Origin of the sequence: Acinetobacter sp. GD03645 (genome assembly GCF_029845285.1) — a bacterium.
Classification (GTDB): Bacteria; Pseudomonadota; Gammaproteobacteria; order Pseudomonadales; family Moraxellaceae; genus Acinetobacter; species Acinetobacter corruptisaponis.
The window spans coordinates 1-18,397 of sequence record NZ_JAOCLL010000010.1 but is presented as its reverse complement, the minus strand read 5'-3'; the positions used below and the strand labels follow the sequence as shown (position 1 = coordinate 18,397).

Annotated in this window: 15 protein-coding genes; 6 read left to right on the top strand and 9 right to left on the bottom strand. The window is 45.2% G+C overall.

The genetic code is table 11. The annotated features are described in order from the left end of the window. Positions 1-2 precede the first annotated feature (2 nt). From N5J47_RS09535 to N5J47_RS09520, 4 genes are read left to right on the top strand one after another with little or no spacing between them, the layout of a single operon-like run. A complete protein-coding gene (locus tag N5J47_RS09535) occupies positions 3-827 on the top strand; it encodes an acetyl-CoA carboxylase carboxyltransferase subunit alpha (RefSeq protein ID WP_279960042.1) in 825 nt (274 codons plus the stop codon). Then, the gene (gene tilS / locus N5J47_RS09530) at positions 764-2,155 is read left to right on the top strand and encodes a tRNA lysidine(34) synthetase TilS (protein ID WP_279960041.1); all 1,392 of its coding nucleotides are present in this window, start codon (positions 764-766) and stop codon (positions 2,153-2,155) included. Before N5J47_RS09535 ends, tilS begins: the two co-directional genes overlap by 64 nt. Positions 2,156-2,158: 3 nt before the next feature. Next, positions 2,159-2,998, top strand: coding sequence for a pyrroline-5-carboxylate reductase (proC, locus tag N5J47_RS09525; protein ID WP_279960039.1), 840 nt, complete (start codon positions 2,159-2,161; stop codon positions 2,996-2,998). 16 nt (positions 2,999-3,014) lie between these two features. Beyond that, positions 3,015-3,584 (top strand): YggT family protein, encoded by a 570-nt coding sequence (locus tag N5J47_RS09520; RefSeq protein WP_267981756.1) that lies wholly within the window; start codon positions 3,015-3,017, stop codon positions 3,582-3,584. A 40-nt stretch (positions 3,585-3,624) separates the two neighbouring features. Here the strand turns inward: N5J47_RS09520 and N5J47_RS09515 are convergent, their stop codons facing one another. Together N5J47_RS09515 and polA are read right to left on the bottom strand one after the other, a co-directional pair. Beyond that, complete coding sequence (locus N5J47_RS09515) at positions 3,625-4,755, bottom strand: acyltransferase (RefSeq protein ID WP_279960038.1); 1,131 nt, start codon at positions 4,753-4,755, stop codon at positions 3,625-3,627. A gap of 121 nt (positions 4,756-4,876) precedes the next feature. Further along, positions 4,877-7,657, bottom strand: coding sequence for a DNA polymerase I (gene polA / locus N5J47_RS09510; protein WP_279960037.1), 2,781 nt, complete (start codon positions 7,655-7,657; stop codon positions 4,877-4,879). Positions 7,658-7,845: 188 nt separating this feature from the next. Between polA and N5J47_RS09505 the strand changes: the two genes are divergently transcribed. Beyond that, on the top strand, positions 7,846-10,701 hold the full coding sequence (locus tag N5J47_RS09505; protein WP_279960036.1) for a DUF2339 domain-containing protein: 2,856 nt from the start codon (positions 7,846-7,848) through the stop codon (positions 10,699-10,701). On the opposite strand, the gene N5J47_RS09500 is transcribed toward N5J47_RS09505, so the two are convergent. Both N5J47_RS09500 and N5J47_RS09495 read right to left on the bottom strand, forming a co-directional pair. Continuing rightward, positions 10,702-11,631: a mechanosensitive ion channel family protein gene (locus N5J47_RS09500; RefSeq protein WP_267981760.1), complete on the bottom strand. Its 930-nt coding sequence runs from the start codon at positions 11,629-11,631 to the stop codon at positions 10,702-10,704. 9 nt (positions 11,632-11,640) lie between these two features. Continuing rightward, positions 11,641-12,477 carry a hypothetical protein gene (locus N5J47_RS09495; RefSeq protein ID WP_279960034.1) on the bottom strand — a complete coding sequence of 279 codons (837 nt, stop codon included), beginning with the start codon at positions 12,475-12,477 and terminating at the stop codon, positions 11,641-11,643. Positions 12,478-12,570: 93 nt separating this feature from the next. Here N5J47_RS09495 and gspE point away from each other — a divergent pair, with 93 nt between their 5' ends. Next, positions 12,571-14,058 (top strand): type II secretion system ATPase GspE, encoded by a 1,488-nt coding sequence (gspE, locus tag N5J47_RS09490; RefSeq protein ID WP_279960107.1) that lies wholly within the window; start codon positions 12,571-12,573, stop codon positions 14,056-14,058. A 14-nt stretch (positions 14,059-14,072) separates the two neighbouring features. Here gspE and N5J47_RS09485 read toward each other — a convergent pair whose 3' ends face one another. The 5 genes from N5J47_RS09485 to N5J47_RS09465 form a co-directional block, all read right to left on the bottom strand. Then, positions 14,073-14,435 carry a DUF4951 domain-containing protein gene (locus N5J47_RS09485; RefSeq protein WP_279960033.1) on the bottom strand — a complete coding sequence of 121 codons (363 nt, stop codon included), beginning with the start codon at positions 14,433-14,435 and terminating at the stop codon, positions 14,073-14,075. 193 nt (positions 14,436-14,628) lie between these two features. After that, the gene (locus tag N5J47_RS09480) at positions 14,629-15,453 is read right to left on the bottom strand and encodes a carbon-nitrogen hydrolase family protein (protein WP_279960032.1); all 825 of its coding nucleotides are present in this window, start codon (positions 15,451-15,453) and stop codon (positions 14,629-14,631) included. Between the two features lie 29 nt (positions 15,454-15,482). Further along, positions 15,483-16,004, bottom strand: a complete 522-nt coding sequence (gigB, locus tag N5J47_RS09475; RefSeq protein WP_004799901.1) for an anti-anti-sigma factor GigB — start codon at positions 16,002-16,004, stop codon at positions 15,483-15,485. Between the two features lie 102 nt (positions 16,005-16,106). Beyond that, complete coding sequence (gene gigA / locus N5J47_RS09470) at positions 16,107-17,075, bottom strand: RsbU family protein phosphatase GigA (RefSeq protein WP_004675729.1); 969 nt, start codon at positions 17,073-17,075, stop codon at positions 16,107-16,109. A gap of 130 nt (positions 17,076-17,205) precedes the next feature. Beyond that, positions 17,206-18,096: a VacJ family lipoprotein gene (locus N5J47_RS09465; RefSeq protein ID WP_279960031.1), complete on the bottom strand. Its 891-nt coding sequence runs from the start codon at positions 18,094-18,096 to the stop codon at positions 17,206-17,208. Positions 18,097-18,397: the final 301 nt, after the last annotated feature.

Below are 18,397 nucleotides of genomic sequence, written 5' to 3'. Positions count from 1 at the left end.
TTATGAAAAATAAAGCGACTCAGTCCAAGGCGTGGGCTACGGTTCAAATTGCGCGACATCCTGAGCGTCCGCAATTTCTCGATTATGTCAGTGAAATCTTTACTGAGTTTGATGCACTGCATGGCGACCGTTTATTCGGTGACGATGGTGCCATGATTGGTGGCCTGGCACGTTTTGACGGACAGCCTGTCATGGTGGTGGGGCAGCATCGTGGTCGTGGCACCCGTGAAAAGCTACAGCACAACTTTGGGATGTGTAACCCTGAAGGCTATCGTAAATCACAACGTTTACTGGATATGGCTGAGCGTTTTAACTTACCTGTGTTTACCTTTGTCGATACCATGGGTGCCTATCCAGGGGTGGGGGCGGAAGAACGCGGTCAGGCGGAGGCAATCGCCACCAGTTTGGCACAACTTTCCAGCTTGAAAGTGCCTGTGATTGCCACTGTGCTTGGTGAAGGCGGTTCTGGTGGTGCGCTGGGTATTGGTGTGGCGGATCGCGTGATTATGCTGTCACACAGTATTTACTCGGTGATCTCACCTGAAGGCTGTGCCTCCATTCTATGGAAAACAGCGGACAAGGCCGCTCAGGCGAGTGAGGCACTGGCCTTGACGGCAGACAAGCTCAAGGCTTTGGGCATTGTTGAGTATGTTGTGGATGAGGGCGAAGGGGCGCATTTGCAGCCTGAAAAAGTCATGCATGACTTAAAAGATGTGTTAAAACAAGCCCTGGATGAACTGCAACCGATGGATGCTCAAGCAAGATGCGACGCACGTTATCAACGTTTAATGAAGTTTGGCAGCAGCAATTTAGGCATCGCGTCTTAGCACAAACACAGCATTTTCCTGAACAAACCCAGTTCCTGATAGGGTGTAGCGGCGGCATGGATTCCATGCTGTTGTTGCATCTGATGTCTGAAATTTTTCCTACCCAGATACGTGCAATTTACATTGATCATCAATTACAGCAGATAAGTGCGGAATGGGGAGCACTGGTACAAAGACAAGCTGAAGTGCTGAAAATTCCCTGTGTCATTCAAAAGGTGCAGGTTGCAACAGGCAATCTGGAACAGCAAGCGCGGCAGGCGCGCTATCAGGCCTATCAACAGCATTTACAAGCCAACGAAATTCTTGTTTTGGCACATCATCAGCAAGATCAGGCTGAAACATTATTATTGCGCTTATTCTCGGGCACGGGAGTCAATGGACTGGCTGCCATGCAGCAAATTGATGTGCGTCAAGACCTCACGATTTGGCGGCCATTTCTGGATCTGAGTCGCGAACAGATTGAGCAATGGACACAGCAACTTGGTTTTGACTATGTGACTGATCCAACCAATCATGACACCCATTATGATCGGGCATGGTGTCGGGAAGACCTATGGCCTGTCTTGCAAAAGCGTTTCCCTAAAATGCAGGCTGCTGTGGCACGCACCAGTTATCTGATGCAGGATGCAACTGAAATTCTACAAGAGGTATTGCAGCAGGACTGGCACCATTGCGCTACAGATCATGAACTGGATTTAACTGTGCTTTCCCGACTGTCAGCAGCGCGACAGCGTCAATTGCTTTCTGCATGGATCAAGGGAAACAGTCAATATCGCCCAAGTTATGATATGGTGCAACGCTTGCAGCAAGAAGTGATTCTGGCGAAACCTGATGCACAGGCGACTTTACATATCAACCAGCATTATTATGTTCGCTATCAGAAAAAATTGTATCGTTTAACATATGATGCATTATATGCGGAAAAGCAATCACCCATTGCAAATGTGTCGTCACAGCATTATGAAATAGGTCAATTTGTACAGGTTGCAGCGGGAAAATTCAGGATTGAATCGCAGACGATTGGAATTGCTCCAAAACTGCTGGGTCGAGAGTTGCACTTAATCAAGCGGCAGGGAGGCGAGAAAATCCATCTTTATGGGCGGGTTGGACATTGGCCACTGAAAAAAGCCATTCAGGAAGCACAGATTTTGCCTTGGTTACGTCATACAATTCAAATATTAGTCGTGGATAATGTTATGCTTGGGGTTTTTAGCCCAAAAGGTTTTTGGTTGGCGCAATCTGACTATGTAGAGCATGGCGGTTGGCAACCAGGTTTAATTTCTGACTGTGATGATTTTTCTCAGCAGTCTTTTTTACATGACGAGTAGGATATGGCGACAGCATTGAATCAAAATATTTGTTTTATTGGTGGTGGCAACATGGCGCAAGCCTTGATTGGGGGGCTGCTTTCCCGCGGTTTACCAACAACACGCATTACAGTTTCCGACCCTGTAGAACAGATTCGTCATGTATTGGAAGAAAAAGGCATTCAGACGACCACCGACAATGCTGAAGCCATTAAAAATGCGGATGTCGTTGTATTGGCGGTGAAGCCACAGGTATTGGCAACGGTATTACAGCCATTAAAGGGATTGCTGTCGGATAAACTGGTGATCTCAATTATTGCGGGTGCTGAGATTCAAACCATTTCAGACCTCATTGGTGGCAGTCAGCGTATTGTCCGCGTGATGCCAAATACACCTGCATTGGTGCAGACAGGGGCGCATGGTATTTATGCACCTGAAGCGGTGGGTGTGCAGGATCGTGAACTGAGCAGCCAAATTCTTGCAGCGACAGGTCTCACCATTTGGGTGGATAATGAAGCGCAAATTGATGCGGTAACCGCGGTATCTGGTTCTGGTCCTGCGTACTTTTTCTATTTGATGGAAAGCATGATCCGTGCAGGCAAGAATCTTGGTCTGGATGAGAAAGTGGCGACAGCATTGACGTTACAAACGGCACTGGGTGCCGCACAAATGGCGATCACCAGCTCAAACTCTCCAGCAGAATTACGTAAAAACGTGACCTCTCCAAATGGCACAACCCAGGCGGCTTTGGAAGTGTTTGACCGTGCGCAGATTTCACAAAATATTCAGGCAGCGCTTGCAGCAGCTCAGAAGCGTAGCCAAGAGCTCGCACAAGAGCTGAGTGACAAGACTAAATCGGTTTAAGTAGGATAAGACAATTATGGGTGCAAGTTCTGCGCTAATTTTTGGTGTTTTGATCAATGTTGCAATTTTATTGGTCTTTTTCCGTTTTTTAATGCAATTGGCGGCAGTCAGTCCATATAATCCTGTGGTGCTTTCAACTGTGAAAGCCACCAAGATTGTGGATATTTTTAGCCGTATTTTTCCAACGGTGGGCAAGGGGCGTGTCAATTTGGCTGCGGTTGCCTTGCTGGTGGTGCTGTATTTACTGAAGATCTTTGGCCTGATGTATTTGTCTGGGCAGATGCCGCATAGTGCCGTGTATTTGGTGATCACGACTTTTGTGACCATGATTCAGGACCTGATCCGTTTCTGCCGTTACCTGATTTTTGCAACCATCATTTTAAGCTGGGTGGTGATGTTTACGCAGACACGTTCACCTTATATTGAAGTGATTCAGGAGCTTGCCGAGCCATTGCTTGCACCTTTCCGCCGTTTGTTGCCAAATATGGGGATGATTGACCTGTCGCCAATTTTGGCATTCTTGGCTTTATATATTGCTGAAATTTTAATGAATGAAGCGGCTAAAGTGTTATTAACAGGTCTTTAAGCAAACTGGATTCAATAAAAAATGGGCGAGATGCCCATTTTTATTTCCTGATGAAACGTTGTCGTATTTTTTGATTCAGTGGATTGGAAAAATAACGGGCAATGACTGCACCTAGTCCAATCGCAAGTACAAGATAAATCAATAAAAGTACAAGTTTAATATCGCCCTGAGTCAATGCAGGCGTATAAAAAAGCTTAAAAAAGCCCAGGATAATCAAGTGGAATAGGTAAATTTCATAGCTATTTTTGCCGATATTTTGTAGGAATTTAAAGCGGTCAACCTCAACTTTGGCTTGTTCGTTTGCCACATTTGCCAGAATCACAATTGCAGTACCCAAAGCAAATAGGCTAATTCCCCAAACACAGCTTTCCTTAATCGGCGCAGAAAAATAGATCAGCAGCATCATACTGATCGCAGCAAATTTAAGGAACGACCATGTGTTTTGATGGAGTTTAAGCTGTGGTGCAATCAATGCCGCAAGGCAGCCAAAGGCAATTCCATCAAAACTGGAAAAATAGTGATACAGATAGGCACCACTTTCCTCACCATAATGTAAATACCTAAAATAAGGACAAAACAGAATCAGGGCGACACAGGCAATCAAAAAAAGAGATTGTCTTTTGAGGAAGAGGGCGGCTAGTGGAAAAAGTAGGTAAAAGACTTCTTCAACGGATAACGACCACAGCACGCCCAGCACATAGTTGACCCAGCCATTTTCGATAATCAGGATATTCATCCAAAAAGTGAGAGCAGCCAAATTTACTGTTGACTGTGCCACCACGATGCCATTAGGTGCCTGGGTCATAAATGGTTTGAGTTCGAATGCGCCTAAAAGATTAACCAAACAGATCAATAAAATCATGGTGGGCATGATTCGGGCAAATCGTGAGATGTAGAAATCCCGCATATTGATCCGATTTAGGGTACCCCAGCGTTTCAGGGTATGTGAAGTAATCAGATAGCCTGAGATGACAAAAAACATCGTTACCCCATAGTTACCATTTCTGGCAAATAGGGTGGTGATGTCTTCACCAAAAATCTGGACATTGATCGAGGTGTCAAACAGTTTGTAAGGGATGTTAAAGTGATGCAGCAAGACCAGAAAAATTGAAATAAAGCGTAAAGAATCAATGGAATGATAACGGTTAAATTGAACCTGATTAAACGACATATTGCATTCCTTTCTCCTGTTATGGTTAGTTTTTATAATGGATGGTTTATTGTAATTTCCCTTGCAGCGTTGAAAAGTATGTTTATCTGCAAGGGAAAATTTATTGAAGAATGATCATATATTAATGGGCAGCGTCCCAGTTCAGTCCCTGTCCGACCTCAACCACCAATGGAACTGAAATCTGAACGACAGACTGCATGACATCCACAATTTGCTTGGATAATTCCTTAGCAATCGCTTCATCCGCTTCAAACACCAATTCATCGTGTACCTGCAATAAAAGCTTGGCCTGATCTTTTGGCAGGATTTTATCAACCTCAATCATGGCAATCTTAATGATATCTGCCGCGCTTCCCTGTAATGGCGCGTTAATCGCGGCACGTTCAGCCGCCTTGCGCACCATCATGTTTCGCGCATCAATATCTGGCGTATATAAACGGCGACCCAGTATCGTTTCAACAAAACCCTGTTCCAGTGCAACCTGACGTGTACGCTGCATATATTCATAAATGCCAGGGTAGCGACGGAAGTATTGCTTGATATAGTTCTGCGATTCTTCACGGGTAAAGCCTAACTGACGAATCAAGCCAAATTCCGACATGCCATAAAGTAGGCCGAAATTGACAGCCTTGGCCTGGCGGCGCTGGTCATTGGTCACATCTTCAATGGCAATGCCCAGTACCTCAGCCGCGGTACGGCGGTGTACATCCTGTCCATGCTGGAACGCATGAACCAGCGCATCGTCCTGAGAGAAGTGAGCCATCAGGCGCAATTCAATTTGTGAGTAATCGGCTGCCAGCAACACACGTCCCTCAGGCGCAATAAAGGCCTTGCGAATCTGACGTCCAATTTGAGTACGAATTGGAATGTTTTGCAGGTTTGGATCAGTGGATGACAGGCGGCCTGTCGCGGTCAAGGCCTGATGATAGCTGGTATGCACACGATGTGTCGTATCATGTGACTGTTCAACCAGACGGTCAGTATAGGTGTTTTTAAGCTTTGCCAGTCCACGATGTTCCAGAATCACTTCAGCCAGCGGATGCTCAATCTTTTCCAGCACACTTTCACTGGTGCTGTATTGACCCGTTGCAGTTTTCTTGCCGCCCTTGATGCCCAGCTTGTCAAATAACACTTCACCGACCTGTTTTGGTGAGGCGATATTAAATGCTTCACCTGCCAGTTCAGTGGCCTGATTTTCCAGAGTCTGCATGGTTTCAGAAAATTCAATACTGAGCTGGTCAAGGAAAGCATGATCCAGCTTGATCCCATCTTCTTCCATGCCCGTCAATACCCGAGCAACAGGCATCTCAATCTTATGCAGGATATTGACCAGTTCAGGGAAAGGCTGGAGCTTTGCTGACAGCACCTCATACAGCCGATAGGTGACATGCGCATCTTCAGCGGCATAATGTGCCGCAACCTCAAGCTCAATCTGGTTAAAGGTTTTCTGTTTGGCACCCTTACCTGCGATTTGCTCAAAGGTGGTGGTGAGATGGCTGAGATACACTCGTGCCACATCATCCATACCATGACGTGTCGCCGCTGCATTCAGGACATAAGACGCCAGCATGGTATCGAAATACCAGCCCTGAATGATGATGCCGTGATTGGCAAAGATGTGCGCATCATATTTTAAATGATGACCGATTTTCCTGATGTGTTCATTTTCAAGAATCGGTTTGATCTGTGCCAAAACAGTTTCACGATTAAGCTGCTCAGGTGCATTTTCATAGTCATGTGCCAATGGAATGTAATAGGCATCGTTTGCGTCAAAGGCGACAGAAAATCCAACCAACTCTGCAATACGATAGTCCAGACTGGTGGTTTCTGTATCAATGGCAAAGTGATCGGCCTGCTGCATCCGTTGTAATAAGCTATCCCAATCTTCCTGTTTCAGTACCGTATGATAGCTGGCTGTGCCAAGCTGGTCATCCTGACTGGAAAGACTGGCATGGTCTTCTGGAATGCCGTCCTGTGCCGTCGTGGGTTCAGTGTTTTGCGCAGCTTTCACAATGTTCTGTGAAGTCTGTTGATAGGCAGAGCTATTTGGATTGTTCGGGTGATCCAGTGACTGTAACTGGTTACGAAATTCCAGTTCAGTGTAGAGGTTGCGCAGATGGTCCACGTTTGGATTGCAGAGCTTGAGTTCATGCCAGTCCAGATTAAGCTCAAGGTCACAGACAATACTGGCAAGCTGATGGTCAATCTTGATATTGTCCAGATTGTCCTTAATGTTTTGACTGATTTTGCCCTTGAGCTGGTCTGCATTGGCAATGATATTGTTCAGTGAACCATATTCATTCAGCAGTTTGGCAGCCGTTTTTGCCCCCACGCCTGGAACGCCCATGATGCCATCAGATGCATCGCCCATAAGGGTGAGATAGTCAATAATCTGGTGCGGGTGCACCCCAAACTTCTCATATACGCCAGCCTCATCCAGCACGCGGTCCTTGAAGCTGTCCTCCAGTTTGACATGTTCATTGACCAGTTGCGCCATGTCCTTGTCGCCTGTTGAGATCAGCACATGATGACCCTCAAGCACCGCACGTTTTGCCAGCGTTCCAATAATGTCATCCGCTTCTGCACCTGGCAGGCTGTACAGTGGAATGCCCTGTGCCTTGATCAAGGCATGCAAATACGGAATCTGTTGTGACAGTTCCTCTGGCATGCTTGGACGGTCACCCTTGTAAATCGGTGATAATTTATGACGGAATGTCGGCTCTGGTGTGTCAAAGATCACCGCCATATGGGTTGGCTGGGTACGGCGCATCAACTTCTGGATGGCTGAAATGGCACCACGGATTGCATTGGTATGCAGGCCAGTCGATGTTGTGAGTGGGGGCAAGGCGTGAAAAGCACGAAATAGAAAATAAGACCCGTCAACCAGGACAAAAGGTGGCATTGCACAAATCCTTATTATGAACTAGCGGCTATTTTACGTGAAAAAGTGGTGGCTGTCCCTGTTGTCGTGTTGAGCAGGGACGATCTATGTCGCTTTAAAAATTGCAGTATTTTGTATGTAAAAATGGCTGCCTATCCAGTGATCAAGTAAGATAGCCTCAATGAAGCTGTGATAATTGATATAAGCCCATGTATAAAAAAGACAAACAGGGAATCTTTATTGTTCTGGCTGCCTTGACTGTATTGCTCGCTAGTGCAATCGCATTTCAATGGCAGGGGACGATTATTGCCGCCGCGATTGGACTGACCGTTGTTATTGTACACATCCTTTCCGAGATTCATCAGCGTTTGCTTCAGCTTGAGCAGGCGGCACCCAGCTATTTTGCTCAGTCTGTTGGTATTGGAGTGCAGCGGATCGTGATTTATGGCGCGGCGCTGGTTGCGCTTTTTGCCTATGCAAATACATGGATGTGGCTGGCGGGTGGTGCATTGTTGATACTCATGCTCTGCCTGATTCAAACTATCAGCGCCTTTCAAACACGATTGCTTCATCTGGAACAATATACAAATGCCGATTCAAAAGCAGAGGTCTTAAGCAATATTCAAAACATTGAGATCGACCAGACCACACCAACAACTACACCAAGTTTTGAAGCACAGCATCCAGCATGGATGCAGGCCAATGTCGCAGCAACTTTAAATATGGATATTCAAGATTCCATAGCCAACAACAATCAACCAGCAGTGAAAGAACAGGCTTGGTGGCAACCTGCATTCGACTGGATGATCCATGGTAATCCAATCCTGCGTGTTGCCGTGGCAGTGTTGATGGTGGGGGTGGTGTTGTTGCTACGCTTTGCCAGTGAACATTGGCAGTTGAGTCTGGGTGTCAAACTGGGGTTCATTGCCAGCGCGGGTATCACCACCACCATTGTTGGCTATTTGCTGCAAAAGAAAAACCAGTTGTTTGCCGTGGCCTTGCAGGGTGTGGGATTGGCCGTTGTGTTTTTAACCCTGATCTTCTCGCATCATTTCGCTGTGATTGCCAGCCTGACCACAGCCAGTATCTTGTTTGTCATTTTACTGTTGGTCACGGTTTATCTCAGTTTAAGGCAGCAAGCCCTATACTTGGCGATGCTGGCCTTGAGTATGGCCTATCTTGCGCCGTTGGTAATTCCACAAAATCATCCTGACGTAATTTTCCTGTTTGCTTATTACTTGTTAATTAATTTAGCTGTTGCAGCGGTTAATTTTATTCAACCCTGGAAAATCCTGCATCAAATCGCTTTTTTTGCCACCATGTTTATTGGTGGGGCAGTGATTGGAATTTATGCCAAGACGCAGCAATTTGCTACGCTGGACTGGATTTTATGGCTGCATATTGCGCTGTTTATCTGGCTCAGTGTCCGTTATAGCCAGTTGATGTTGCGGGCTCAAAATCAGGACTTGAATTTAAATCAGGACACAGGGCGAAAAACCCAGCGCTTGCAACCCATTCTGGATGTGGGGCTGATTTTTAGTGTGCCTGTACTGGGCTTTTCACTGCATGCCTACCTGATGCATAACTCCACCCAGGCCCTGACCTGGGGGGCAGTTGCCTTGGCAATTGTCTATATTTCATTAAATCTCTGGATTAAACGGCAGCATCCACAACTTTCCATCTTGGCAAAAAGCTTCTTTATCCTTGCCGTAGTTTTTGTCGCCCTGATTTTCCCATTAGCAAAAGGCGCACACTGGACTTCGACAGGCTGGGTAATACAGGGAGCGGCATTGATTGTTTGGGGTGTAACCGAGCGTTATCGTTTAAGCCGTTATATTGGTGTGGCCTTGGTACTGCTGAGTTCAGTGGCACTGATTTTTCAGGTTTGGTCAAATGATCATTTCCCAATACTCAGTACGGTCATTTATGCGCTGGCGCAATTCATTTCAGCATTTTATTTATTGCATTACCAAGAAGTTGAAAAGTATTTCAGCGCACGTATGCTCAGTGGAATTTTCCTTGCGCTGGGCCTGTATGCAGGTGCAGTTGCTGGCGTTGAGTTGATGCAGTGGCAGCAATATGGATTGAGTCCTTATCTTGCAATTGCAACCGTTTTGATGGCTGGGTTTAGCCTTGCTCTTCATTTAAAATCACAATTGCAGTGGGGAAATGTGCAACTGATTCTATTGGGCGGTCTGCTGTTCCTTCTCTATGGGGAAAGCTTCGCGACAAATGTGTACTCTGTCTGGCATTGGCCGAGTGGTTTAAGCCAGTTCACCTTTGCCGTGGCTTCGGTTGTATTGGCGATCATGCTGATGACCTTAAAACTCACTTCTTCAAAAGCATATCTGGTGATTTGGTCTACATTGCTTTGGTTGAGTCTGGCAAGTGTTGGCCTGGCCATTTTCCCTATGATGCCAATCCTTGCGCTTGCAATAATCCCTATTATCTACGGTGCTTGGCTGTTTCAAACGAATAGGACACAGTTACTGCATCAGCTTCCCGTCTGGTGCCTGACCCTGTTGTGGCTAGTGCTGGTCAGTCTGGATGCCTATTCTGCTGAGCAATATTATTTTTTACCGTTGCTGAACTTCACGGATATTCTATCCTTGCTGATGTTTATGGGGGTGATCTGGATTATTTATCATCACGATTTTAGCGTTGAGCAATCCGTAGAATGGGGCTTTAAAGTTACCACCATTTTAATTGGCTTATTGGTGTTGAGCAGCGTGGTGGTTCGTGCCATGCATCATTATCTGGGTACACCATTGTGGGGGTTGGACATTTGGTCAAATGGTGATGTGCAACTCAGTCTGACTTTATTATGGGTGATTCTGGCATTTATCCTGATGACTTTTTCCAGTCGCCATCATATCCGCCAAATCTGGTTTGTGGGTGCTGCGTTGTTGGGTATTGTGGTGGCTAAATTATTACTGCTGGACTTATCGCAAAGTGGCACGTTGACACGCGTGATTTCATTTATCGGTTCGGGTGCGGTCATGCTGGTGATTGCATATCTTGCACCGCTACCACCTGCGCTTGAGGAAAGTCAGAAAGAGGGTTAATCAACTCTCTTTCTGCTCTTTTTTAAGTTCTTTCTGATGGGCATATTGATCAAGCTCATCATCCTCAAGTGGGATAGGTCGGTCAATCAAGCCCATTTTCGGTACAGGGATTTCAATCTGATTTTCCAGAAAACCGTTTCGTACGCGTTCCTGCATCTCATCGCGGACCTTTAGGGCATTTTCCTTACGGCACCAGACAGAAAACAGTAATTCAATCGAGGATTCCCGAAATGCGGTCACGGTCACGGTTGCCTTTGGGTCATCCATCACCAATGGATATTTAGCTGCAACTTCCAACAGAACCTGTCTTACCTTAATGATGTCCTCATGGAAATTAATCGCCAGCGTGATGGGAATCCGCCGTATAGGATATTTGGACAGGTTCATCACAGGTGTTCGAATCAGTTGCTCATTGGGCAGGCGGATATACACATTATCCAGTGTGAGCAGTTTCACGGACAGCAGGTCAATCGAAATCACCTGTCCCTCAATGGTCTGCCCACGAATCAGGGTAATCTGGATGGTATCACCCACCTCAAAGGAACCCTCACCAATCAGGAACAAACCACTAATCAGGTTAGTTGCTGAGGTTTGTGAGGCAAAACCCAAAGCCACCGTTAAAATCCCCGCCGCCCCCAGAAAAACGCTGAGTTTAAAACCTGCTTCCCTTAAGCTGGTCATAATGAACAGCAGGAAAATAAAATAGAAAATCCCCCTGCGCCACAATAAACGCTGATGGGCGTTTAAACGACTGCCGATGGTGCGGATAAAGGTGTTTGAAACAAGACGTGCAATCAGGAAACCAATAAAGCACAAGATAATGGCAACCAGAATTTCACTCAGCCGATCAAGATTAATACCTGTGAATATGCTTTTCAGGGTGTCGGTCAGGTTATTAGCCACATCTTTGGGAATGCTGGTTTCTGCCATAAAAACCTCTTAAAAGAATGAATCGAACATATTGAACAATGTGCTGCCAGGTGCCCGTGGTGGGTGGACGTAAATGACCTCGCCTGCCTGAGTTGGCGTTTTGTTTTCAATGCGGATACGCGCTGGATGTTCCGCACCCTCATAATAGACCTTGATTTGTGAGGTCCATAAACGTCCTGTACTTTCGCTATAGAACAGGGGAAGCGCAGGAACGGGTACATTCATACGGTCAAAACGAAGCTGATGCTGGCTGGTATTATGAAACTCAATCGGGGTGACGGCACGGAATGCACGCGGTTTGAGCAAATTTAAATCGGTGCGTCCATCCACCGAGGTAGCATAACAAATCTCACCATGCTGGGGGTCTTTCCCAAACCAAGTGTCTTTCGGCTGGATGATGGGAATATCAAATAAAGGTTCAGTCAATCCCTCAACCAGACCTGCAATCCATAAGGGTGTACTAATATATAAGGTTCCGCGTTGACCTGCTGGGATATAAATTGGGTCTACAGGCTTGATCACCACCGAACGATCTGCCAAACGTGGCATCAAATGAAAAGTGCTATTGGTCTTATGAAACATATAGCGTTCAATCTTTGCGGGGTGGGGCATTGCAAACTCAGTATCGCTCAGCATTTTCCATTGTTGTTCATAATCGTGCTGACATTGGGGACGATGATATTCCAGCCGCCATTCCTTAATGCCACGGGTCAGGCGAAATAACAGTGAACCGAATTGCCAGGCCTTGGCCTGCTGAATTTCAAATTGTTGTTCTCCCCACCATTTCAAAATGTTGGCATGGGGTGGCTGATATTGCTGCTTTTGATATGAATTATTTTGAGACAAGATGCAAAATTCCTGTGTGAGTATGCTAAACAGACTTCACGCTGTAACTCGCTTAGAGTACACTCAAGCATCTTTTTTATCATTATTTGTATGATGCAAATACTTAAACAAATACAAATTCCTTATAGTTTTGCCAAAAGACATGGCGTTTTGTTACGTTACGAGGGCGATCAGGCCTTTATTGTGCGACGGAAAGACACCGCACGGATTGCCTTGCAGGAAGCACGCCGAATTTTGGGGAAATCTGCCCACGATCAATTGTGTAGCGATCAGGAATTTCATGCCTTGCTCAGTTCCAGCTATGCGGGTGATACAGGTGAGTCACAACAGGTTGCAGCGGGTCTGGAAGACCATCCCGATTTGCTCAGCCTTGCCGATCAGGTGCCTGAAGCCGAAGACCTGATGGATCAGGAGGATGATGCGCCGATTGTTCGCCTGATCAATGCCTTGTTGTCAGAAGCAATTCGTGTCAGTGCATCTGATATTCATATCGAGGCCTTTGAAAAGAAACTTTCAGTACGTTTGAGGGTTGATGGGCAACTACGTGAAATCGTGCAGCCACGCCGTGAACTTGCGCCGTTGTTGGTGTCACGTATTAAAGTCATGGCGAAGCTCGATATTGCAGAAAAGCGTGTTCCTCAGGATGGCCGTATCTCACTGCGTTTGGCGGGTCGTGAGGTTGATGTGCGTGTATCCACCTTGCCATCCTCTCACGGTGAGCGAGTGGTGATGCGTTTGCTGGATAAGCAGGCTGGACGTTTGAATATGACCCATTTGGGATTAATGCAAAATGACTACGAGCGTCTGACCCAACTGGTACATCGTCCACATGGGATTATTTTGGTGACAGGCCCGACGGGTTCTGGGAAAACCACCACACTTTATGCGGCATTGTCTGACCTGAATGACAATACCCGTAATATCCTGACGGCCGAAGACCCAATTGAATACCAACTTGAAGGGATTGGACAGACACAGGTCAATACCAAAGTCGATATGACCTTTGCCCGTGCCTTGAAAGCCATGCTGCGCCAGGACCCTGATGTGGTGATGGTTGGTGAGATCCGTGACCTTGAGACGGCTGAAATTGCGGTACAGGCATCACTGACAGGTCACTTGGTACTCTCTACACTGCATACCAATACCGCCATTGGTGCAGTGACTCGCTTAAAAGATATGGGCATTGAACCTTTTCTATTGGCAAGTTCATTAATTGGGGTGATTGCACAGCGTTTGGTGCGTACCTTGTGTCCACATTGTGTGACTTGGCGTAAGGCCGATGACTTTGAACGACAGGTTTTCCAGCATTTAAATGTGGATCAACACATGGAATTGCCAGAATCTAAAGGGTGTGAGCAATGCTCTCATGTCGGCTTTAGTGGCCGAACTGCAATCTATGAAATTGTCCCTGTGGATGAATCTTTGCGTCGTTTGGTTCATGGCAATGCGGCTGAATATGAACTGGAAAACCATGCTCGCCGTTACGCAGGTTCAATTCGTGATGATGGGTTAAGAAAAGTCTTGGCTGGTAAAACCACACTGGAAGAAGTATTGCGGGTAACCACTGAAGCGGCAGAATAATCTGCCACTTCACCTTACCAAAGGTCAGCAATTCTTTTCATTAATCTGGCTCGGTAACGCGCGGTTGGATTTTCTAAATTATTTTCCAGCTCTTGTTCATAAAACTGTTGCCAGACTTTGATCATGTCTAGCGTTGTGCCTTTTTGCTTGATGACAGCAACATCCTCACGTCGGATATTGTCAAGGCGTTGTCTGGCACCTTCCGCGCCTGTTCCCCAGCCAATAATCCATTGACCAAATGCATTTAGGGATAGGTTTTGTGGTGTTGGAAGAGAGGTGACTTGATGTTGAGAAACCTCAGGTGTTTCTATTTCAGCAGCATAAAGTTGAATTGTTGTTGCCCCAATTAAAAACACAACAATAAATAATCTAAACATGGATAAAGCTTAATAAGAATTAATCAACGATGTTACAGTATGAATAGAACAAAATGAGAAGAGCTTGTTCTACCAGGATGGATAATCTTTATTAAATCATGCTTCTAATCAGTTTTCATTGAAAAAGTTGATCATTATGGTCAGATATTTACCGTATGCACATATTTTGTCTTAGCTAAGCTTTATGATGTGTTTAGTAATTGATTAATCTGCGATGCTGTATAAGGGGCATGGAAAGGCGAATGGTATTCTGTTCATCAAGGTCAAAAGCACTGGTAATTAGTCCATGTCCCTCAGTGTCTATCATCTGTAAAAGCTGACCACGACTATCCGTAATCCCTGCATGTCCCCAAGTTTGACGCTGTTCCCCATGCCAGCCTTGCTGCGCCGCACCAAGAACAAAACACTGACTATCCATGGCACGTGCCTGTAGCAGCAGTTGCCAGTGCAGTTTGCCTGTGGTGTAGGTAAATGCGGCGGGCGCAGTTAGGATATTTGCCCCTTTGGTGCGTAACATCAACGAGAGTTCTGGAAAACGCAAGTCATAACATACCATTAGTCCGAGCTTGCCAAACGGTGTTTTGGCAACAACAACTTCATCACCAGGCTCAAAGAATCTTGATTCCTGATAACCACCGACAGCGTCACCCACCTGAACATCAAACAAATGGATCTTGTCGTAACGTGCTTCTGTACGCTCAGGACTAATGCATAAACTGACGGTACGCACACGACCATCCTGAATGATTGAACCATCAGGACGAAATGGGCATGGAAGTGTACCCGCAACAATCCAGATCTGGTAGCGGTGGGCAAGCTGTTCCAGTCGTTGCTGAATAGCCTCAAACTGTGCTGCGGTCTCACGTTGCTTACCTGCGGCAAAACAGACAAAATTTTCAGGGAAGACAATCAGTTCAGCATCTTGGGCCTTACTTTGCTGAATCAATGACTCAATGACAGTGAAATTAGCCTCAATGTCATCTTGAGAGTTCATTTGTACAACAGAAAGCAGGCTCATATAGACACCACAATATCAGGAGGAAACGATCAGGCATTTTGTTTTTGGGTATCCTGATTTAAACAATCCTGTTCTTTTTGCAGCTGCTTGACCAGTGGTTCAAACATATTCTGATTGTTTTCATTCAGGCGCATCAGGGTCTTATGTGCGTCCAGTACTGTATTTAACATTGCGCTGTGTGTCACAAGTTCTTCTGTTAGCTCCAGCGTACACACACTAGGATCGCCGCAGTAATTCAGGATCACAAAAACTTGCCCCAGCCCCATGCTATTGGCCAAGGTGGTAATATCTGGATTGGTTGAAAGCATGACTGCCTGTATGTGATGGACTTGTTTAAGCTTAAGACCGAGTTTTGCAAGTACGCCTAGGACAGTACTATCAATAAATGTGGTCTGGGTTAAATCAACGATTGCACCAACAACATTTTGCTGCTGTTCAATCTTGTTGAGTAGCTTGTCCAGACTTATACAAGATTGGGCACGCACTTCGCCAATAAGCTTGAAAATATGCGTTCCATTTAAACTTGCATATTCAACATGACCTGTTGACATATAAATGCCATTTTCAGAGAAAGGATATAAAATTATCCCATAGTGATATTCTAGACACAAGTGGTTGGATGCTGTGATCTAATTAAAATATTGATTTTAAAATTAATTCATTCGGCATAAACTCAGAATGGCAATATCATCAGCCACATGGTCGGGAGGCTGGAAAGAGTTGTTTTGAAGGTGGGTGACCAGTTGGTTAAATTGCTCGTTCAAACCGCCATCAAAAGGTTCCAGTGCGCCATCGGAACATAAAATAAAGCGGGAATGACGGTTTAGTACACAATGATGTTCTTCCACTTCCAGTTCTTCGGTCAAGCCTAATGGAAAGCTGCTGGTTGTCAGAATCTGGGGAGGCTGATTCGGTTCAAAAATGATTGGGGGAGGATAATGTCCCGCACTTGACCAACGCACTTCGTGGCTAACCAAATTCAGAACCCCTGCCACCATGGTGATATGCTTTTCAATGTTTTCCTGTACCAGCATGGCATTGAGCTTTTGGATGAGCTGGCTTGGTGTCTTTGACCTGCCATGAAATGCCGCCATCCATGAGGTCAGTAAGCTACTGGTTACCCCATGTCCAGAAACATCGGCAAGATAGAATAAAATTTCTTCATCATTCAGACGCCAATAATCATACCAGTCCCCTGAAAGATAGGCGGAAGGCTGAAAAAAGGATTCAAACTGATAATTGGGCAATTCAATTGGATTGGGTAAAAGGCGTTTCTGTAGTTCAGCAGCGGAGGGCAGGTCTCGGCTATCCTGGTTACGTTTATATTGGGCATCAATTTTAAATAAGGCATGAACAGGATTTTTAGGTAGACTATCCCAGATCCAGCCTGCCAATGCCCCCATTTCCCATGCTTGGGCCAAAGCAGTTCCTTCATCTTCAAAAGCCAGCACAATGGTGGGTAATTTCCATTGGTATTTTAAAAAGTCCTGAACATCCGCAATTGCAATAATTGTGGGATCATACAAATCTAGATCATCAACATGAATGACTTGCAAACTCGGTAACTCATTTAATGACTGATCTAAACAAGGTATTGAGCGTGTGGGCTGAATGAAATACATAGATGAATAGCCGATCCTTTGTATGATCATTTTTTAATTCATCATAGATGAAAGATGATGAAAAACATAGTATTGCCAATATTTAAAATCTTTGGCAATACTGAAGTCCATAGTGAAAGATCTTGTCTTTTTATTTGTCATCAGCAGATGAATCATCTGTATCATCTTCATCACTAATAAATGAAATATCAGCTGAATCCCCATGCTTTTCAGCAATTTGGAAAGCTTTGCGCTGTAGGTAGAAATCACGAATCATCGCATATTTATCCCCTTTCAGGCTTTCCTCAATATCAAGAATCTGGGAACGGGCATCAACTGCTTGTAACAAATTCGTTGACCAATATATGCCTTTCTGATCATCCAGCAAATATTTTTGAGGGCGACCATAACTATCAGCGAGTAAACCAAAACCATCACGGAACGTACTTGGGCCAAAGAAAGGCAGCATGACATAAGGACCTGAGGCAATGCCATAATAGCCTAGTGTTACACCAAAACTCTCTTCTTCTGTTGGCAATCCCAGACGACGTGCAGGGTCAGCAAAACCTAAAGTCGTTAAGGTGTTGATTGTGAAGCGGCCTAGACTTTTGGCGGCACGTGTTGGACGGCCCTGTATGAACTGGTTGACTGCATTCCACGGTTCACCCAGGTTTTTCCTGAACTGACGATAAGGACTACGAACCTCTTCTGGAACCTTGGCGACATATTGTATGGCTACTGGCTTTAATATATTACGGTCCAGCATGTCATTGAATGCATAAATCTGGCGGTTCAATGGTTGTAAAGGGTCTTTTACCGCATCAGGCTGGGCCGCATTTGCATTTACTTTTAAATCATTCTTGGTGAGATGCTTCAAATCTTTTATTGCTTGAATCGTGGTCGGGTTTTTCTGTTCGGTTGTTGCCTGATTCTCAGCAATATTGGTCTGGTCTACCGATTCATTGGGAGTCTCTTGCGCGAATACTGATGAACATGCTCCAGCAGTTAACAACCCAAGCAAGATAAAATTTGAGTAATGCATATAAGTCCTTAATCGCGTTAGAGCGAAATTACAGTCATTAAAATGATTGCCTTGATGCAAACATTATATAGAAACGGCATATAGTTTAATTGTTCTTCTGGTATTAAAACAAATTCGGTTGAAAAATATAAGCTGGAAAGTGTTTTTGATTGAAAAGTGTTCGGTTAAATAAAATAACTGAAAAAAGCACTTGCAAGGTATTTGGAATGATCTATAATGCGACTCCATCGGCGGTGCTGTTGATTGAAAGTTGTTTTAAATCAAGTGTTTAAAGTGGTTTAAAATAAAGTTGAGATTGATG